Source organism: Acinetobacter guerrae, assembly GCF_009372255.1.
Lineage (GTDB): Bacteria > Pseudomonadota > Gammaproteobacteria > Pseudomonadales > Moraxellaceae > Acinetobacter > Acinetobacter guerrae.
Genome location: NZ_LXGN01000059.1, coordinates 64015 through 82447, shown reverse-complemented (window position 1 = coordinate 82447; position 18433 = coordinate 64015). Strand labels below are relative to the sequence as shown.

Annotated in this window: 11 protein-coding genes and 1 pseudogene; 5 read left to right on the top strand and 7 right to left on the bottom strand. The window is 38.4% G+C overall.

Going from position 1 to position 18433, the window contains the following annotated elements; all coding sequences use genetic code 11:
- From A7A69_RS15945 to A7A69_RS15935, 3 genes and pseudogenes are all read right to left on the bottom strand, one after another.
- Positions 1-632 (bottom strand): annotated as a pseudogene (locus A7A69_RS15945) (transposase); the annotation flags it as partial.
- An 80-nt stretch (positions 633-712) separates the two neighbouring features.
- A complete protein-coding gene (locus A7A69_RS15940) occupies positions 713-1498 on the bottom strand; it encodes a 3-hydroxybutyrate dehydrogenase (RefSeq protein ID WP_152878592.1) in 786 nt (261 codons plus the stop codon).
- An 81-nt stretch (positions 1499-1579) separates the two neighbouring features.
- Complete coding sequence (locus tag A7A69_RS15935) at positions 1580-3010, bottom strand: GntP family permease (RefSeq protein WP_152878591.1); 1431 nt, start codon at positions 3008-3010, stop codon at positions 1580-1582.
- 483 nt (positions 3011-3493) lie between these two features.
- On the opposite strand from A7A69_RS15935, the gene A7A69_RS15930 reads away from it, so the two are divergent.
- From A7A69_RS15930 to A7A69_RS15910, 5 genes are all read left to right on the top strand, one after another.
- Positions 3494-4393 (top strand): LysR family transcriptional regulator, encoded by a 900-nt coding sequence (locus tag A7A69_RS15930; RefSeq protein WP_152878590.1) that lies wholly within the window; start codon positions 3494-3496, stop codon positions 4391-4393.
- A gap of 149 nt (positions 4394-4542) precedes the next feature.
- A complete protein-coding gene (locus tag A7A69_RS15925) occupies positions 4543-5247 on the top strand; it encodes a CoA transferase subunit A (RefSeq protein WP_152878589.1) in 705 nt (234 codons plus the stop codon).
- A 2-nt stretch (positions 5248-5249) separates the two neighbouring features.
- Positions 5250-5891, top strand: coding sequence for a 3-oxoacid CoA-transferase subunit B (locus A7A69_RS15920; RefSeq protein WP_152878588.1), 642 nt, complete (start codon positions 5250-5252; stop codon positions 5889-5891).
- A gap of 113 nt (positions 5892-6004) precedes the next feature.
- On the top strand, positions 6005-7423 hold the full coding sequence (locus A7A69_RS15915) for a short-chain fatty acid transporter (RefSeq protein ID WP_151981420.1): 1419 nt from the start codon (positions 6005-6007) through the stop codon (positions 7421-7423).
- Between the two features lie 57 nt (positions 7424-7480).
- Positions 7481-8662, top strand: coding sequence for a thiolase family protein (locus tag A7A69_RS15910; protein WP_152878587.1), 1182 nt, complete (start codon positions 7481-7483; stop codon positions 8660-8662).
- Positions 8663-9016: 354 nt separating this feature from the next.
- On the opposite strand, the gene A7A69_RS15905 is transcribed toward A7A69_RS15910, so the two are convergent.
- The 4 genes from A7A69_RS15905 to A7A69_RS15890 all read right to left on the bottom strand — a co-directional run bounded on the left by A7A69_RS15905 (position 9017) and on the right by A7A69_RS15890 (position 18339).
- On the bottom strand, positions 9017-9634 hold the full coding sequence (locus tag A7A69_RS15905) for an ATP-binding cassette domain-containing protein (protein WP_152878586.1): 618 nt from the start codon (positions 9632-9634) through the stop codon (positions 9017-9019).
- Positions 9635-9641: 7 nt separating this feature from the next.
- Complete coding sequence (gene modB, locus A7A69_RS15900) at positions 9642-10331, bottom strand: molybdate ABC transporter permease subunit (protein WP_151981416.1); 690 nt, start codon at positions 10329-10331, stop codon at positions 9642-9644.
- The gene (gene modA / locus A7A69_RS15895; protein ID WP_152878585.1) at positions 10331-11113 is read right to left on the bottom strand and encodes a molybdate ABC transporter substrate-binding protein; all 783 of its coding nucleotides are present in this window, start codon (positions 11111-11113) and stop codon (positions 10331-10333) included. The genes modB and modA overlap by 1 nt, the downstream gene beginning before the upstream one ends.
- 206 nt (positions 11114-11319) lie before the next feature.
- Positions 11320-18339, bottom strand: coding sequence for an autotransporter outer membrane beta-barrel domain-containing protein (locus tag A7A69_RS15890; protein ID WP_171500833.1), 7020 nt, complete (start codon positions 18337-18339; stop codon positions 11320-11322).
- Positions 18340-18433: the final 94 nt, after the last annotated feature.

Sequence of the window (18433 nt, the reverse complement as noted above, 5' to 3'; positions counted from 1 at the left end):
TGCTCGTTGCTCATGATAAAAGTAAGTACTTCGAGCCATTTGTGATGCACGTAATAGATATTTCAATTTATAGCTTTGCCTTAATTCAGAAATGAGTCTTGTAACCGTTGCTGTTCGGCTTGCTCCTGTTCTTGCTGCTTCTGAATAAAGGCTCTCCGCTTTTTTAAATAAGCATTCTCGGCACGTAGATATGCAAGCTCTTCTAGTAACTGTTCTTGAGTTTTGTCTCGATCTTCCAAGGTACATTGGACTCTTGTTGTCTTAGGTTTTGGCATCTGTTTAGATCGTCCTCTAGGCTTAGGCTTCAAACCCTCTATACCGCTTTTCTGGTACTGATGCAACCACATCGAAATTGTACCAAGTTCTTTAAGTTTGAACTTAACAAGTATCTCTGCATAACTAAGACCATCATTTAATACTGACTCAACAACTTGTAATTTAAACTCAACACTATAAACCTGATTTTTAATAACTCGATTTAACCCATCAGCTCCATGAATCTTATAAATATCGCCCCACTTATTTACAACACTCTTATGTATTTTGAAAACTTTACCAGTTGATTTGAAACCACCATCGTTAAGATAGTGATGCACAACTTTAAGTTTAAATTCTTGGGAATATTTAGCCATAGAAAAGCACCCTTCAAATTAGACTAAGTGTCCAACTTTCGGGGTGCAGTTCAAATTCGTGGTCTTTTTATCAAAACAAACTACTGAGCAGTATATCCGCCATCCATCACTACAGCTTGTCCTGTCACTCCACCCGCCTTATCACTGCACAAGAAAATAGCATAATCAGCAATTTCCTCGACACTTAATAAACGCTTTTGCGGAACCATCGCCAAAATCACATCTTCCAACGCACTGGTTTCACTCACATTTCGCGTTTTAGCCAAATCGGCAATCTGCCCACGAACCAAAGGTGTATCTACATAGCCAGGACACAAAGCATTTACTGTAATACCATCACGTGCGCATTCTAATGCTGCAACTTTAGTCAAACCAATCACACCATGTTTGGCACTATTGTAACCCGCTTTGCCTGCAAAACCGATCAAACCATTGATTGATGCCATATTGATAATACGACCTGATTTTTGTGCCTTCATAATAGGAAAGGCATGTTTAATCCCAATAAATGAACCCGTTAGCATGACAGCAATTAGCTTTTGATAAACTTCAGTTGGGAATTCCTCAATTGCTGCCACATGTTGAAACCCTGCATTATTAATTAAAATATCCAGTGTTCCGAAGGTTTTTTGGGTCAGTGCAATTGCAGCTTGATAGGCTTGTTCATTGGTCACATCACAAGGCGCCGAGATGGCATCAAAACCTTGACGTTTAAGTTCCTGTGCAGCTTCTTCACATTTTTGCGCATTCATATCTGAAATGACAACTTTAGCGCCCTCTGCTGCAAATTTTTTCGCAATTTCTAAACCAATACCACTTGCTGAACCTGTAATAAATGCCACTTTACCATCGAGTTGTTTTGTCAATTTCTTTCTCCTGCTAACCAATACAATGACTTCAATTTTTGCAAAACCAAAGCGATTGAGCACCTTGTATTTATCAATAAATTACACAATACCAAACCATGTAAATGCTGCAATTGCCACAAATACAGCAACTGTTTTAATGATCGTAACCGCAAAAATATCTTTATAAGATTGCTTATGTGTTAAACCTGTTACAGCGAGTAAGGTAATTACAGCTCCATTGTGAGGAAGCGTATCCATACCACCTGATGCCATCGCCACAATACGATGCATGACTTCAGGCGGAATACCTGCAGCCAAAATAGCAGCATTGTATTGCTCTGCCATTGCACTTAAAGCAATACTCATCCCCCCAGATGCTGAACCTGTAATCCCGGCCAATACTGTTGTTGTTACTGCACCATTGACCAATGGATTGGTAAATGCAGTTCCCAATGCATGACTCACCAGAGCAAAACCTGGTAATGCCGCAATAATCGCACCAAAACCATATTCTGATGCAGTATTCATAACAGCCAGAAGTGATCCACCAATACTGGCATTGATACCTTCCTTAAATTGGCTCACTACACGGCCATAATCAAATAAAATAGCCGCGATAATTCCTACAATCAGTGCTAAACCCACTGCCCAAATCGCACCCGTTTTTGCAACATCAACCGTATAATTTGCAAGACCAATTGCATTAAAATCAAAACCATTCGGATACCATGTTTTAATTGCAGTCGATAAATACTTATTCATCACAGCAACCAACACCAATGGAACAAATGCCAAAATTTGACGAACAATGGAACCATTATTGCGTACATTTTGCTGTACCGAGTTTATAGGTGTCTCAACATTTAAGGTTGTCTCACCATCAAAACCAGCATAGCCCTCACCCGCTTTGGCAGCAACACGACGACGCCATTCAAGATAAAATAAACCTGTACTCAATACGAATATCGCACCAATAATGCCTAAAAATGGAGCAGCATAAATATTGGTTCCAAAGAATGTTGTTGGTATCACGTTTTGAATTTGTGGCGTCCCCGGTAGCGCGTCCATGGTAAAGGTAAATGCACCAAGTGCAATCGTGCCGGGAATTAGACGTTTAGGAATGTTAGCTTGCTGAAATAACTGATTGGCAAATGGATAAATCGCAAATACAGCTACGAATAAACTTACACCGCTATAGGTCAAAATTGCGCCCAAGATGACTACAGTCAAAATCGCTTTTTTTGCCCCAATCAAGTTCACAATGGTTTTTGCAATAGATTCTGCAATCCCTGACATTTCAACCACTTTGCCAAAAATTGCACCGAGTAAAAATACCAGAAAATAATCTTTGATAAAGTTGACCATTTTCGGCATAAAAATACCCGAATAAAATGGTAGAACATTACCTGGATTAATTAAAAAAACCGCCAATAATGCACACAGTGGTGCCATCAAAATGACCGAAAACCCGCGGTAAGCGGTGTACATCAGTAAACCTAAAGACAGCAGAATAACAAATAAATCCCACATATTCTTTCTTACTCCATTATAAAGAATATAGGTCAGGTTTAACCCAAATATTTAGCCTAATATTTGATAACAGCTTCCCTAACAATAAAATAAATAAAACTTGTCAAAAAATAAAATTTCAACCATTTAAAAACAGGATTTTATATTTATTTTAAAATATCAACATTTAAAAAAAACACAAGAAAATTATCTAAAACAATATTAAATAAAAAGTTAACCATTGAAATATATAAACTTTATTAAAATAAATCAAATCGTGCATTTATTTAAAAAACAAATTAATTATTAAATAAAACTCATCAATTATTAAATAAAATTGCAATCTTGTTTTATTTACAGCCGATTTAATTCATCTACAAAATATAAGTTTTTATTATTCATTTAATCCTTTTGAATTTTACAAAAAATTAAGCATTCCAGTCACAGATTTAGATATAATTTTGCTTTAAAATCAAAAACTTTTGATTGGGACGGAATCTACAAATGACCCTTAAACAACTCAAAGCTTTTTTGGCACTGGCACGCACACTAAATTATGCCAATGCATCGGCTGAGCTTCATTTAAGTCAATCTGCTTTGAGTTTAAGTATCAAATCTTTAGAAGAAGAGTTGGGTGGAAAATTATTTAAGCGTAATACTCGCCGTGTCGAGATGACTCAAGAAGGCAAATCTTTAATTCCTTATGCTAGAAAGTTACTGGCAAACTGGGAAGATATGGAAAATGATGTAAAACAACGTTTTAAACTCAATCGCGGTACTTTAAATATTGCTTCAATGCCCTTTGTTACCCATGCAATTTTACCCGAAGTGATTCAGACTTTTTCCAATGCCCACCCAAATTTAAGTTTTTCAATTCATGATATTCCCAATGAAAAAATTATTGAAAATGTATTAGACGGAATTTTTGAACTTGGAATTTGCTTTCAGCCAATTTTGAATGAACAGTTGGAATTTAAAGCTTTATTTGATGAAGATTTTTTAGCTCTAATCCCCAAAACGCACCTATTAGCGAGTAAAAAAACAATCACATGGCAAGAGTTATATGCCAATCCATTTATTACCTTACAACACCCTTCAATCGTGCGTTACCTACTTGAACAAAACGCCTCACGTTTAGGTCTGGTGCTTGATTTAAAAGTAGAGTGTCACCAGATTAGTACATTCTCAAGTTTTGTGGCTTTAGGCATTGGCGTGAGTGCAATTCCACGTCATTTCCAACATTCGATCGATAAAGAGCATAATGTGTTACTGGAAATTGAAAATAGTCACGTACACCAAGCTGTCGGTATTATTTATAAAAAAGAAACTGAACTTTCAAATATTTCCAGTGAATTCATTCAAACACTTTCAAGTTATCCTTACGAAAAAATCCTTCAATTTTAATGTCTATAGGAAATCAACGATCAAAAAACGATATTCGCACATCAAACAGATTCATTAATTTTTCTCATTAATCCTTTAAAATTTTCAACTTCCTTAAATAAATTACAGATGTTAATAATAAGAAAACATAGGGACGTTGAGTAAACACAATGAATAAATTGTATGAAAGTGCGGAACTCGCACTACAGGATATTGTTAAGAATAATCAGACTCTTGCTGTTGGTGGTTTTGGTTTATGTGGTATTCCAGAAGCACTGATCAATGCACTAAAAGAAACCCACGTTACTGGTTTAACCTGTATTTCCAATAATGCAGGTGTAGATGATTTTGGTTTGGGAATTTTACTTCAAACAAAACAAATCAAAAAAATGATTTCGTCTTATGTCGGTGAAAATAAAGAATTTGAACGCCAATATCTTAATGGTGAGCTTGAGGTTGAACTGACGCCACAAGGAACTTTAGCAGAAAAACTTCGTGCAGGTGGTGCAGGCATTCCTGCGTTTTATACTCAAACTGGTGTTGGAACGCTGATCGCAGAAGGCAAAGAACAGCGCGATTTTGATGGTAAACCTTATATTTTGGAGCCTTCTTTAACTGCCGATATTGCATTGGTAAAAGCGTATAAAGCTGACAAAGCAGGTAATTTGATTTTTCATAAAACGGCACGTAACTTTAATCCCGAATGTGCAATGGCAGGAAAAATTACCATTGCGGAAGTTGAGCAAGTCGTCGAAATTGGTGAGCTAGATCCTGATGAAATCCATCTGGCAGGTATTTTTGTACAACGTATTGTACTCAATGCGCACCCAGAAAAACGTATTGAGCAAAAAACCCTAAAAGCACAGGAAGCATAATCATGGCATGGACACGTGAACAAATGGCACAACGTGCCGCAAAAGAATTACAAGACGGTTTTTATGTCAATCTCGGTATTGGCTTACCGACACTCGTCGCTAATTATATCCCAGAAAATGTTGATGTCTGGCTTCAGTCCGAAAATGGTTTATTGGGCATTGGAGAATTTCCAACCGAACAAACTGTGGATGCAGATTTAATCAATGCAGGTAAACAAACGGTCACCGCACGTGCGGGCGCTGCATTTTTTTCAAGTAGTGAATCCTTTGCCATGATCCGCGGTGGACATGTCAACATTGCCATTTTGGGTGCAATGGAAGTCTCTGAAAAAGGTGATCTTGCCAACTGGATGATTCCAGGCAAAAAGGTCAAAGGCATGGGCGGCGCAATGGATTTGGTCGTGGGTGTACAACGTGTCGTGGTACTCATGGAACATTGTGCCAAAGATGGTACACCTAAAATCGTATCTGAATGTAGTTTGCCACTGACAGGTCAGGCAGTGGTACATCGTGTCATTACCGATTTGGGAGTTATGGACATTACATCAGAAGGTATCAAACTGATTGAACTTGCAGATGATGTCACTTTTGAACAGATTCAAACGGCTACTGGTGTCAATTTAATTACAGAGATAGAAGCTTAGTAACTCCAATTGTTGCTATTTTTCTTGGAGAGTTTAATTAACGATTAATCGGGAAATAAGTGGTGATCACGTTTGGATGAATGATCACCTTTAATATCAGATGGATTTTGATCATGAATAAACAACCTGCAATTTTAGAACGATTTGCGATTAGTATTAGTAACTGGTCAGAAAAATGGTTTCCTGACTCTTATATCTTTGCCCTCTTGGGTGTCATTATTGTGGCTACTGCTGCGCTGTTCATTGGCGCACCTGTCAAAGAAGTCGCGAGTTCTTTTGGCAATGGCTTTTGGAGCCTGATTCCATTTACCTTACAAATGACCATGCTAATTATTGTGGGCTATGTCGTTTCCGTATCGCGCCCTATGAGAAAACTGATCCAGAAGATGGCCAGAATTCCGCACTCAGGGCGTAGTGCGATTGTTTTGATAGCGACGGTTAGCTTACTTATTTCTCTGGTGAATTGGGCGATTAGCACTATTTTGACTGCACTTTTGGTGATTGCACTTGCCAAACGTAAAGAACTCAATATGGATTATCGTGCTGCGGCTGCCGCAGCCATTATTGGAATGGGTGCAACATGGGCGCTTGGGATTAGTTCATCTGCGGCTCAATTACAGGCCAATAAAGCCAGTTTGCCTGATTCCATTTATAATCTAACAGGCGTCATTCCATTTACTGAAACCATATTCCTGTGGCAATCGATTGTAATGACCGCAATTTTAATTGTTGTTTCAATCACCATTGCCTATATGTCTGCGCCTAAAGGGCAGAATGTCAAAACCATGCAGGACTTTAATCTTAACTTTGATGAAGAAGAAAAACAGGAACTTGAACAAACTAAGTCGAAACGTCCAGGGGACTGGCTAGAAAATTCACCAATACTCACGATTTTGGTTGTGGCATTAGGTTTAATCTGGATGATTTTGGAATTTTCTAAAAACAATCCAATTATTGCGATTTCAAGTCTCAATACTTATAACTTTATTTTCCTGATGCTTGGACTGGCATTACACGGCACACCACGCAATTTTCTGAATGCAGTGAGTAAAGCGGTTCCTGCTGTTTCAGGGGTTCTTATTCAATTTCCACTTTATGGCAGTATTGCCTACATGATGACTCAGGCTGTTAATGCTGAGGATTTATCACTTTCGCATTATATTGCACACTTTTTTGTTTCAATTGCTTCACATGATACCTTCGCAGTAGTAATGGGAATTTATTCAGCAATTTTAGGCTTTTTCGTGCCTTCTGGTGGCGGAAAGTGGATTATTGAAGCACCTTATGTCATGCAGGCTGCGAATGATCTGAAATATCATCTGGGTTGGTCGGTACAAATTTATAATGCAGCAGAAGCATTACCCAACTTAATCAATCCATTTTTTATGTTACCCATGCTCGGTATTTTAAAACTCAAACCCAAAGATGTGATTGGTTTTACGGTCACTCAATTGGTTGTACATTTACCTTTAGTGCTTTTTTTACTGTGGATATTAGGTCAGACTTTGACCTATGCCCCACCCGTATTTTAAACAATGATGATGAGGTTCAGATCTACAATCTGAACCTGCATAGGAAGGAATCATTTCATGTCAAAAATTGTGATCGTCGCTGCAACTCGCACCCCAATGGGCAGCTTTCAAGGAAGTCTTTCTGGTTTAACTGCACCAGATCTTGGTGCAGTTGCCATTCAAACAGCAGTGAAGCAAGCCAATATTCCCGTCAATGAAATTGATGAAGTCATTATGGGCTGCGTACTTCCTGCGGGCGTTAAACAAGGCCCTGCACGTCAAGCGATGCGTAAAGCGGGCTTACCTGATCATGTCGGTGCAACCACGATCAACAAAGTCTGTGGTTCTGGTATGAAAGCTGCCATGCTGGCAAGCGATGCGATTAAAGCAGACAGTATTAAGATTGCCGTCATTGGTGGCATGGAATCCATGAGCAATGCGCCTTATTTATTGCCGAAAGCGCGTACAGGCTACCGTATGGGACATGGTCAGGTCATCGATCATATGTTTATGGATGGTTTGGAAGATGCTTATACAGGACGTGCAATGGGTTCCTTTGCACAGGACATGGCAGATAAGAAAAGCTATACACGAGAACAAATGGATGAATTTGCAATTCGCTCTTTGACTCGCGCACAAAAAGCCATTCAGGAAGGCTATTTTAAAGCTGAGATTGTGCCTGTTACGGTCACTACTCGCAAAGGCGACGTTGTGGTTGATACCGATGAAAATCCGGGCAATGCGAAAATCGATAAGATTCCCACATTACGTCCTGCGTTTGCCAAAGATGGCACTATTACTGCTGCAAATTCAAGCTCCATTAGCGATGGTGCATCGGCACTGATAATCACTTCTGAACAAGAAGCCAACCAGCGCGGCCTAAAAGTTTTGGCTGAAATAAAAGCGTATACGACCAATTCTCAATTACCTGAAGAGTTTACGATTGCACCCGTAGGTGCGATTGAAAAACTACTCAAGAAAGTCGGCTGGTCTGCCGAAGAAGTCGATTTATGGGAAATCAATGAAGCTTTCGCTATGGTAACAATGGCAGCGATTGATGCATTTAAACTCGATCCTGAAAAAGTGAATATCAATGGCGGTGCTTGTGCATTGGGTCATCCATTGGGCTCATCAGGTTCACGCATTATCGTAACTTTGATTCATGCTTTAAAACGCTTAGGCAAGCGCAAAGGTATTGCGGCGCTGTGTATTGGTGGAGGCGAAGCAACTGCTATTGCGATTGAAATCGCGGTTGAATAATCGAACTAACTCATCCATTCAAGAAAGAATATCTAAGCTGAATTGATGAAAATTTGATACGCAAAAACGTCATCTGCAACTGTACGAGCCATGGCTATATTGGCAAGATCCTGTTTTTACGAATGCCTATATAAACAGTAACTTTTCGCAAGTGTTGCAGATGACAATGGTTTTGCCTGCTTTTACTAAAACATTACGACGCTTTAAACACGTTTCAAGTCGAACTTAAAGTGAAGAAACCATCTAATTAGAACAAATAAAGCTTTAAAATTTGAAATAGATCTAGTTCAGATTAAACATTTTAATTTGCTTTTTTTTTATTAAAATTTGATCAAAGCTCATTTATACGTTTATTTACACATACCAAATACTGTCCGTGAGCTGCCGAATTTCATCGATATCATGACTGACATACAATATTGGAATCTGAATTTCTTGCTTAATTTTTTGAAAAAAAGGAATAATTTCAGCTTTATGGGCTGCATCCAAAGCAGATAAAGGCTCATCTAATAATAAAAGTTGCGGAGAGTACAGCAAAGCTCGCCCCAAAGCCACGCGCTGCTTTTCTCCACCAGATAATTTAGCAGGCATACGATTTAATAGATGATCAAGCTTTAATAAGTCAACAATATAATCTTCTTTAAAATATCTTTTTTCAGGTGCAATTCGGTTAAACCCAAAACGCAAATTCTTACTGACATTCATATGTGGAAACAACTGTGCATCCTGAAAAACAAGCCCTATGCGACGTTGCTGTGTGGTCAAATTAATTTTTTGTGAATGATCAAACCAAGTTTGTGCCTGAATTTTAATCCAACCTGCTTGAGGTGTATTCAGTCCTGCAATCGCATGTAAAATACTGGTTTTTCCTGAACCAGATGCGCCAAACAAACCAACGACACGCTGATCGGATTGGAAAGCTTGATTTAAACTAAACTTTCCGAGTTTCAACTGGATATGACAATTCAACATAGACTTTCTATCCCCGCTTATTTTTCTGATAGCGATGGAACCATTGGGCAAACCATAACGTAAAAAAAGCAACGCTTAAGGAAAGAATAATCAAACGCCAAACTTGATGTTCAGTATCAGGTTGTTGCATTAGACTATACATTGCCAAAGGCAAAGTTCGGGTTTCTCCTGCAATATTCCCTACAAAGGTAATCGTCGCACCAAACTCCCCCAAACTACGACAAAAACATAAAATTGCACCAACTAAAATGCCACTACTTGCTAATGGCAAAGTGATGCTAAAAAAAGTGCCTAATCCTGAAGCACCGAGTGTTTTAGCTGCCATTTCCAGACGCTGATCGACCAGTTCAATCGCAAGACGAATCGATTGAACAAACAAAGGAAAGCCCATCACCGCGGCGGCCAAAACAGCGCCTTTCCAGTTAAAAGCTAAACTTAAACCCCAAGCATTCAGATATTGCCCCAATATGCCATTGTTACCAAAAACCTGTAGCAGTAAATATCCTGGAACAACAGGTGGCAAAACCAAGGGTAAAAACACGAATGTTTCAAACAGTGATTTTCCCCAGAATTCTTTTCTTGCCAGCAACCACCCCACAAGCAAGGCTGGAATCAAATTGACCAATAAACTAAAGACCGCAACCTGACAAGATAATTTGAGGACATCAAGTTCCTCTGCCGACAGAGAAAAAAACATTATTTAGCAGGTAATAACACAGTAAAACCGTATTGTTTAAAAACGGTATTTGCCTGTTTTTTCTGTAAAAATTGATAAAATTTTACGGCGGATGGGTTATTTTTGATGAGGCCTAAAGGATAAATAATCGGTGCATGGGTATTTTCAGGAAATACTCCCACAATTTTAACATCTTTACTAATGGCAGCATCAGTTGCATAGACAATACCTAACTGACATTCGCCTCGGGCAACAAAATTTAAAGCAGCTCTGACATCCTCTGTTTCAACCAATTTGGGCTGAAGTTTTTGCCACCACCCTAATGAAGTAAGTGCCTGTTTTCCATACTTTCCAACAGGAACGCTTTTGGTATCCCCTGTACACCATTTCCCTTGAAAAGCTGTACTTGGATCGACATTTTTATCCATCTTAATATTATTGATTGTCGAATTTTTAGGTGCAATTAAAACCAGTTTGTTGCCCAATAAATTAATACGCTGATTAGACACAATGAGTTTTTTATTTTGCAGATAATTCATCCATTGTTCATCTGCCGAGATAAACACATCTGCAGGCGCACCTGCTTCAATTTGTTTGGCTAAAGTCGATGAGCCTGCGTAGGAGGTTTTAACTTCTATTTTATTTTGTTTCTCAAAAACTTTTTCTAAATCTGCAATCGCATTGGTTAAACTTGCTGCCGCGTAAACGGTGACATCATTGGCTGCATGAGCTTGAATGCTTAACCACGCACTACAACTCAATAGCGTTGAAATTATTATTTTTTTTGTGTAATGAGTTGACATGATGATTGCCTTTTTTTCAATATATTTTTAGAAATATATCGATAATTTTGTAAAAGTACAATCGATAAAATTAAGTAATTTAGAGATAATCGTTGGGTGTCTTTTCAGATTTTAATCAGAAAATTTAACTGCATTCATCAACTGAATAAATAAAAAAAAATGGCCATTTTTCAATGACCATTTCTGATGTTTAAATTATAAAGCCTTTACCATTGATATTTGAATCCAGCCATTGCCTTAACTTCTTTGTAAGATTGGTCTCCAATGGTGTAAGAGATATTACCCCAACCATTCCAGTTATTGCTTGTATTTCCTTCAAAGCCAAGTTTCAACTGATAACGGTTTTCTGGATAATCATTTTCAAAGCGATAAAGATCATTAAACACTAAACCTTGATCTTCATACTGACGTAGCCAGTTAACTTCTACAAATGGTTGAACCTGATTAACTTTGGTGGTATCAACATAAGTCATTCGACCACCTACACGTGATTCAAGTGATTTAGTTGTACTCTTATCAACCTCTAACCCTGATTCATGTGAACTTCCATCAGATCTAAGTTCGCCATAAGTCATTTGAACTTGTGGCTGGAATTGCCATTGTTTCAGTTTATCCTGAGACTCCGAAGCCAAGAATGTATGACCAATTTCTACCGAAACATTAAAACCTTCACTATCGTATTTGGTCGTCTCATATCCATTTAAACCGACTTTATTATCGTCATACCAGTTATATAATGCCCATGCATCCACATAACTATCCAGTGGGCGATCGGAATCTTGATAAATTGTCCCGTAGATACCTGCACTGTAGGCGTTATCAATACTGGCAGATGCTTTTGTCCCTGTACGACGAGAAGTACTGTCAAAATCACTTTGACCAAAACCACCCATGACCCCTAAACGAGCTCGATAATCCTTACCATTATTTTGCCAGCGATCCCAATTGATCACATCAGTACCAATTTGCAAGATTTGGCTATCACCATCCAGTTTTAATTGCTCATTGACCGCATTATAACGAGCGCCATTGACAACGGAACGGAACCAAATCGAGTTTGCGGTATTATTTGATTTTAAACTTTGGGCATATTGTGGCTCACCTAAACGGTCATGTAATGTCATATTAAACATCGACAAAGCATTTTGGTTGGCTAGGTAAGCACCAATAATTGGGTTTACAAAATGGTAGTCTGTTTGATTTTCATTTTCATCTGGAGGAAACACTGGATTATATGAACTTAAGTACCAGCTATCATCTTGGACACCTTTAAACAGTTGATACTCATATATACCAATTGCAACTGGCGCACCTAAAGTAAAGGAACCTTTGTCAGATGTACCCGCAACATCAACAATTTTAATTGCATCTGGCTGTGTGTAAGCACCCTGACCACCCACTGGTTTAACATAAATTGAAGTTGCACCGCCCGCACCTAAAATCACGTTACCACCAACCACCATTTGGTCAGTTTCAGTTTCTTCGAAACCTTTATTTAACACTGTATTGAGATATAAAGAACCGCCATTTGCAGTATAGTTACCATCAATATTGAGTTTGCTTCCTGTGCCTGTTGCACTACCTAAAATAATGCTGCCCGAGTTATTAAAGTTACCTTTGACCAGATAACTGGTTGCTGTGGTTAATTCTTCTTTATCCAACCCACCAACAATGAAAGTACCTTTGTTATTTACATCTCCCGCAATCGAACCATAACCTGCGAAAGTCGCATTTGGAGAAATATCTAAAAGTTTAGACTGTAGATCAACACTTTTCTCAGCAGTTCCAGCAATTAAGCCACCGCTTTGGACGTAGGTATTTCCAGTGTATTTCGCTGAATTTTGAGTCAATTCAACATTGTTTGAACCTGTTTTGAATACATCACCAGTGCCTTGTACGATGTTATTGACAGTCCAATCTTCTGAGCCTGTAAGAGTCAACTTACCTTCATTATTTACAACAGATTGACCTAAATGCTGTGTGGCTGAGGCAGTTAATGCTGCATTATCAGCAATGTTAAAGTTACCTGTAAAGGCATTGTTATCATCAGCAAGCACAACATCTGATGTACCATTAATATTGGCATTGCCATTATTTGATAAATTATTGGCAAAAGTTCCTGATGCATTATTAATATTCAGATTACCCGCAAGATCTATATCACCATCACCCAAACCTTGCGTACTATTAATATTTACAATGGCATCTTTAACAATATTGGTTTGACCGTGATAAGCCTGATTCGCACCATTTACATTGAGCGAACCACCATTAACATTTAAGGTCGCTAATTGATCTGAAGTAATGTGACCATTAACTGTACCACCATTATCAACATTCAATGTTCCCTTATCGAGTGCTAATGTTGAGGTAGTTTCTGTATTGACCTGACCTACATATTGAGTCGTAGCATTGAAGTTAACTTGTGTATTTTCTTTTAAAATCAAATTACTGGTATGTTTATCTTTCTGACCAAGTACAGTATCTCCACCAAGGTTCAGTTTGCCTTTAGCAACCGTTGTTGTTCCAGTATAATCATTAGCTGAATTTGACAGTGTAATTGAGTTATTTGTTGAATTAATCTCAATATTACCAGACCCACCATCTAGATCTGTAATACGTGCTCTAAAGTCTTCACCTTTACCTGTTGATGTTGGTGTCGTCTCCAGATTCAATGTTTCCCCATCTTTAATTGCGACTTGTTGTAAAATGTACGCTGCATAGAGTCCGTCCTGAACACCATTTTCATTATATGTTGATGCGCCTATTCCATAACTACCAATTGCAACAACTGAATCATTCTGGCGAATATCCTGTTTGGAATTAGGCTGTTCTGTAGGTTGGCCTGAAGTTGCATCAATCATATTCACAGTGATATTGGCTGCATCACCCGTTACGCTATTGGTTGCCTGAACCAAAGTCACCAAGTTGATACCATCATCTTGTTCAAGTAGGGTTTTGTTATTGACATCCTCAAGGAAATCATCTTCGTTATAATCATTGTCAAAGCCATTGGTGACCAGATTAACTGTACCATTTTTAGATACATCTAAATCTTTCACCTCAATATGACTATCTAGTTGTTGTTCTTTACTGCCAATAAATGATTTTTCAAAATTTAGTGTTCCCTCATTAAATGTCAGGCCACCCATTTTTTGGACGCCATTATCAGCTTTAACTGTGGCAATACCATTTTGATCCAATTGCAAGGTTGCATTGGTTAATGCTTTTGTATTATCACCTTCGATTGCAAAGGTACCATTACCTAGTGCTAAAGTACCTGTGAAATTATTCTGAGTATAAGCCGCATTTCCAAAATCAAACGCTTTACCATTGGTATCTGTTTTGATTGTACCCGCACCTTTAATACTTTGATCTAACACATAGTCGGAACTAGTTTTGTCAAAGTTAATGAAGTAAGTACCACCTTTGTCCAAATCAACAACATTTGTGGCTACGCCATCCCCCAAAAGTTGTAAATCTACATTGTTTACTTCAAATGTCGAACCATCGGTAACATGCAAGTTCTCGAAATTTTTGACCTGATCTACACTGGTCATTTGATAATAACTATTGTTGAGAGTCAGTACATCATCACCAGTTCCCCCATCAATCTGATCAAACAGTTTACTGCTACCATCTTTAGTTGTATTGATCAGCGTATAACTATCTTTTCCAGAACCTGAACTGATTGTACCGTTATCTGTCCCACCATAGATATTTACGGTATTTGTTCCATTACCTAAAGCAACCTGATTGGTTTTACTCGTGTCTTTCAAGTTAACAATATTATCGCCATCACCCGCAGTAATTGCACCCGAAATAGTGGCACCATTTGAAACAGTGATATTATTTTTACCATTTCCTAATGTTATATCTGCTGTCGTGCTCTTATCCTGAGCTGTAATGGTATTATTACCGTCGCCAAGAGCCAACGCTCCAGTTTGACTATTATTTTGTAGGTTAACAATATTATTACCATTTCCAGCTGATATTTCGTCAACTGAGGCTTTATCTTTAACAGTGATCTGATTATTACCATTACCTGCAGTAATTTTATCTGCTGTACTTTCATTTTCAAGTAATACGGTATTTGCTGCGTCACCAAGCTTCACACCACCCTCAATCTTACCTTCCCCTATATTCTCAACTGTAACAGCGACTGTTTGTCCCGTTGCATCAACTGCTAACGTTCCACCCTTCGAATTAATTTCTCCACTATTTACAAACTTAATAGGAGATGTTGCTTGTGTTTGAGTTAAATCAACCACGGCACTGGTCGTAGAATTTGAAGTCAAAGTACCCGTTTGCTCAATATCTGTAGTGGTTCCTTTAACAACCAAAGCGGATTGACCATCAGATGAATTAATATTAACACTGGTTCCGGATTTAACGGTTCCAGAGGTATTGGTCACAATACCATTACCTCCTTTATCATTCACATTAATGAGCAAGCCTTCTGAACCACGAGTATCCAGATTTGAATTAGACATTGTCGGATTACCAGCCGAATCTTGTCCTTCTAATGTTATACCCGCTGCATTGTCACCTGAAACTGTGATGGTACCTGTTCCACTTAATTTAAAGGTACCAGCGGCATCTCCTGAAGTATTCAAGAAATGGATACCACTGCCAGTTCCATCTACCGCAATATTTGCGTTTTCCGTGGATAGATTAGAACCTGCCATGACACGAATTGCATCAGCACTATTTTCACCTTTAATCACACCCTTACCACCAACGGTCAATGATGCATTTTCATTAAGACGAATCGCTGCTGTGCCATCAACTGCGGTAATATCACTATTGTTACTTACTTTCGATGGTGTATTTGGGTTGGTTTGATAGACATCAATACCAATACCATTAGACTTAATTTGGCCTTCATTTGTTAAAGTACCACCATCGATATACACGCCTGTGGTGTTATTTGCTGTGCTAAAGTCAATAGATCCTTTTTGAACCAATTCACCTTTATTCACAACTTTATAACCAATCGCATTTGCAGCAACAGTAGCATTAGAGCCACTAGAACTTAAAACTGCTTCAGAAATAAGTTTAGCACCGTCCTGACCTGTTTTATTGCCTAAAAGATCATAGGTATTTCCATCTACCGTCGCAACTGTTGCACCGTTTCCTGTCACTGAAATTTTAGTATTTGCGTTCAGTTTGACTTTATCATCTGTACCTGCACCACTATTAATATTTAAGCCTGTCGAATTGTCGCCAACAACATTAATAACTGCCGTACCACTATCAAATGTCGTGCCTTTGGTGGCAACCGTATAGCCATTGGAATTGCTTCCATTTACATTGGCAGTAAGACTTCCTGTACTTCCATCATATGTTGCCCCATTATCTACGCGGAATAATGTGGAAGACTGGTTATCCAAATCAAAATCAGCAGGATCTAAAAACTCAATTTTAGAAGATTGTCCCTGAGAATTTTTACCAGACACCCAAAAAACCACTTGTTGTTTGGCATTCGGATCTGCTGGAACATCAACCTGAGCACCAGCTTCTACAATGATTTCACCGCCTGTACGTGCATATAGACCTGTAGAGTAACTACCCTCAACTGTAATATTTGATCCATTTTTTAAAGTCACTTTAGCATTATCATTTTTAATGCCATACACCCGCGCCGATGCATCATCTTTACCAACTACAGATATATCACCTTCGTTAATGACTTCAGCGCCAGATGCAGCAAAAATACCTGCACTGCCTGAGTTGGTAACATTAATGGTTCCTTTATTTGAAATGCTATTCCCATTTGCTTCTTTAATGTCACCCGCAACCTTTATACCTGCACTATTTTTACCGCCGACATTAATGGTGTCATTATTTACAACTTGTAGATTTTTTACGCCATCCGTACTTTGTGCAATATTGATACCCGCACTATTGACTGCATTTTCAGCAATATTGATCGTACCGTCATTATTAATAAGGACGGTAGTACCAGAATTATCAGCTATAGCACTAATGGCATTGTTTGTATTATTTAAATCTAGATTGTCATCTTTAGCGCCACCAGTGGTAGAAATAACATTCATCTCCCCTTCATTGGTAAAGCTTCCTGAATTTTTAATATGTACGCCTGTTGCTGTCCCCTCAGCAGTGCCACTGGTACTACCTATATTATAAACACCATCTTTTGTATTGGTGGCTGTTGCACCATCTAATACTTCTGTGGCAATACTACGGCTTAATTTATAGTATTCATTTGGATGATTTACGTTAGGACTATTTTTTTCCGCATTACTAATATTAATGGTGCCTTCGTTGGTATAAGTAGAATCAGCGCCTGTGACCTGATCTGCCCAGTTAGTCACATTTTTGCCATTGCTACCTTTAGCGTCAAAAGTAATGACGCCAGTATTGGTAAAGGTTGAACCAGTCTCAATTAAAGCATTTTGAGTATAAGGACTTGCAACAGTAACTTCTCCATTATTATTTACAACCCCTTTATCATGCGCCCATACATTATAAGCATGATGCCAAGTATCACCAATCGCTTCTACATTGCCATTTAGGTTAACCACACCACCCGTATTTGCTTCAAAAATAGCGCGTTTTCCAACCGCTGCTTTCATGGCATCACTAAAATAATAACCTTGAGCATCATAATTTAATGCTAATGGGTCATATTCATAATGATAAATTTTATCACCTGCTTTAAATGCCTTATTAATTTCAGCATCGTAGTCTGTCGCTGCCAATGAATTATTTTTTATCGCGGCAATAAGAGCATTATTATAGCTATCTAAACTCGCTTTGCTGTCAATCGTAAAGCTTTGTCCCTGAAAAGTGATCGTGGAACCAGAAAGCTGTTTGGATGGCCCGAAATCCCCTCCTTTTTTTTCTGCATCTGCTGGATTACTGACAGATTCTGTATACGCAAAAGTAACTTTTATGTCCTGATTTTGATTAATAGTTGCTTTATCTTCAGCAGCAAACAAAGAACTTTGTTTCACCTGACCTGGTTTCCAGTCGATTTTTTCGTCTGCCTTAATATCAAGCGTTGTTCCACTGCCTGTCGCTGTAGCAATTCTTAAATCGACAAAGGGTTCAGTAGGCTGTCCCGTAATAATTTGGGCAGTAAAGTTGGTTGCAGTATCAATATTACCTTGAGTATCAATACCATCAACATTATAAACGGTCGTGGTTCCTGTCGATCCATCTTCTTTTACCCAAGTAATGGTATCTTGCTTTTGAGCCAAGTTCCAATCCTGAAAAGTAGGTAAAGGATTAACCACTGCGTTATTATTCGATTTATCTGTAACAGTTAAAGCACCCAGTTCAGCTAAAGTTGAA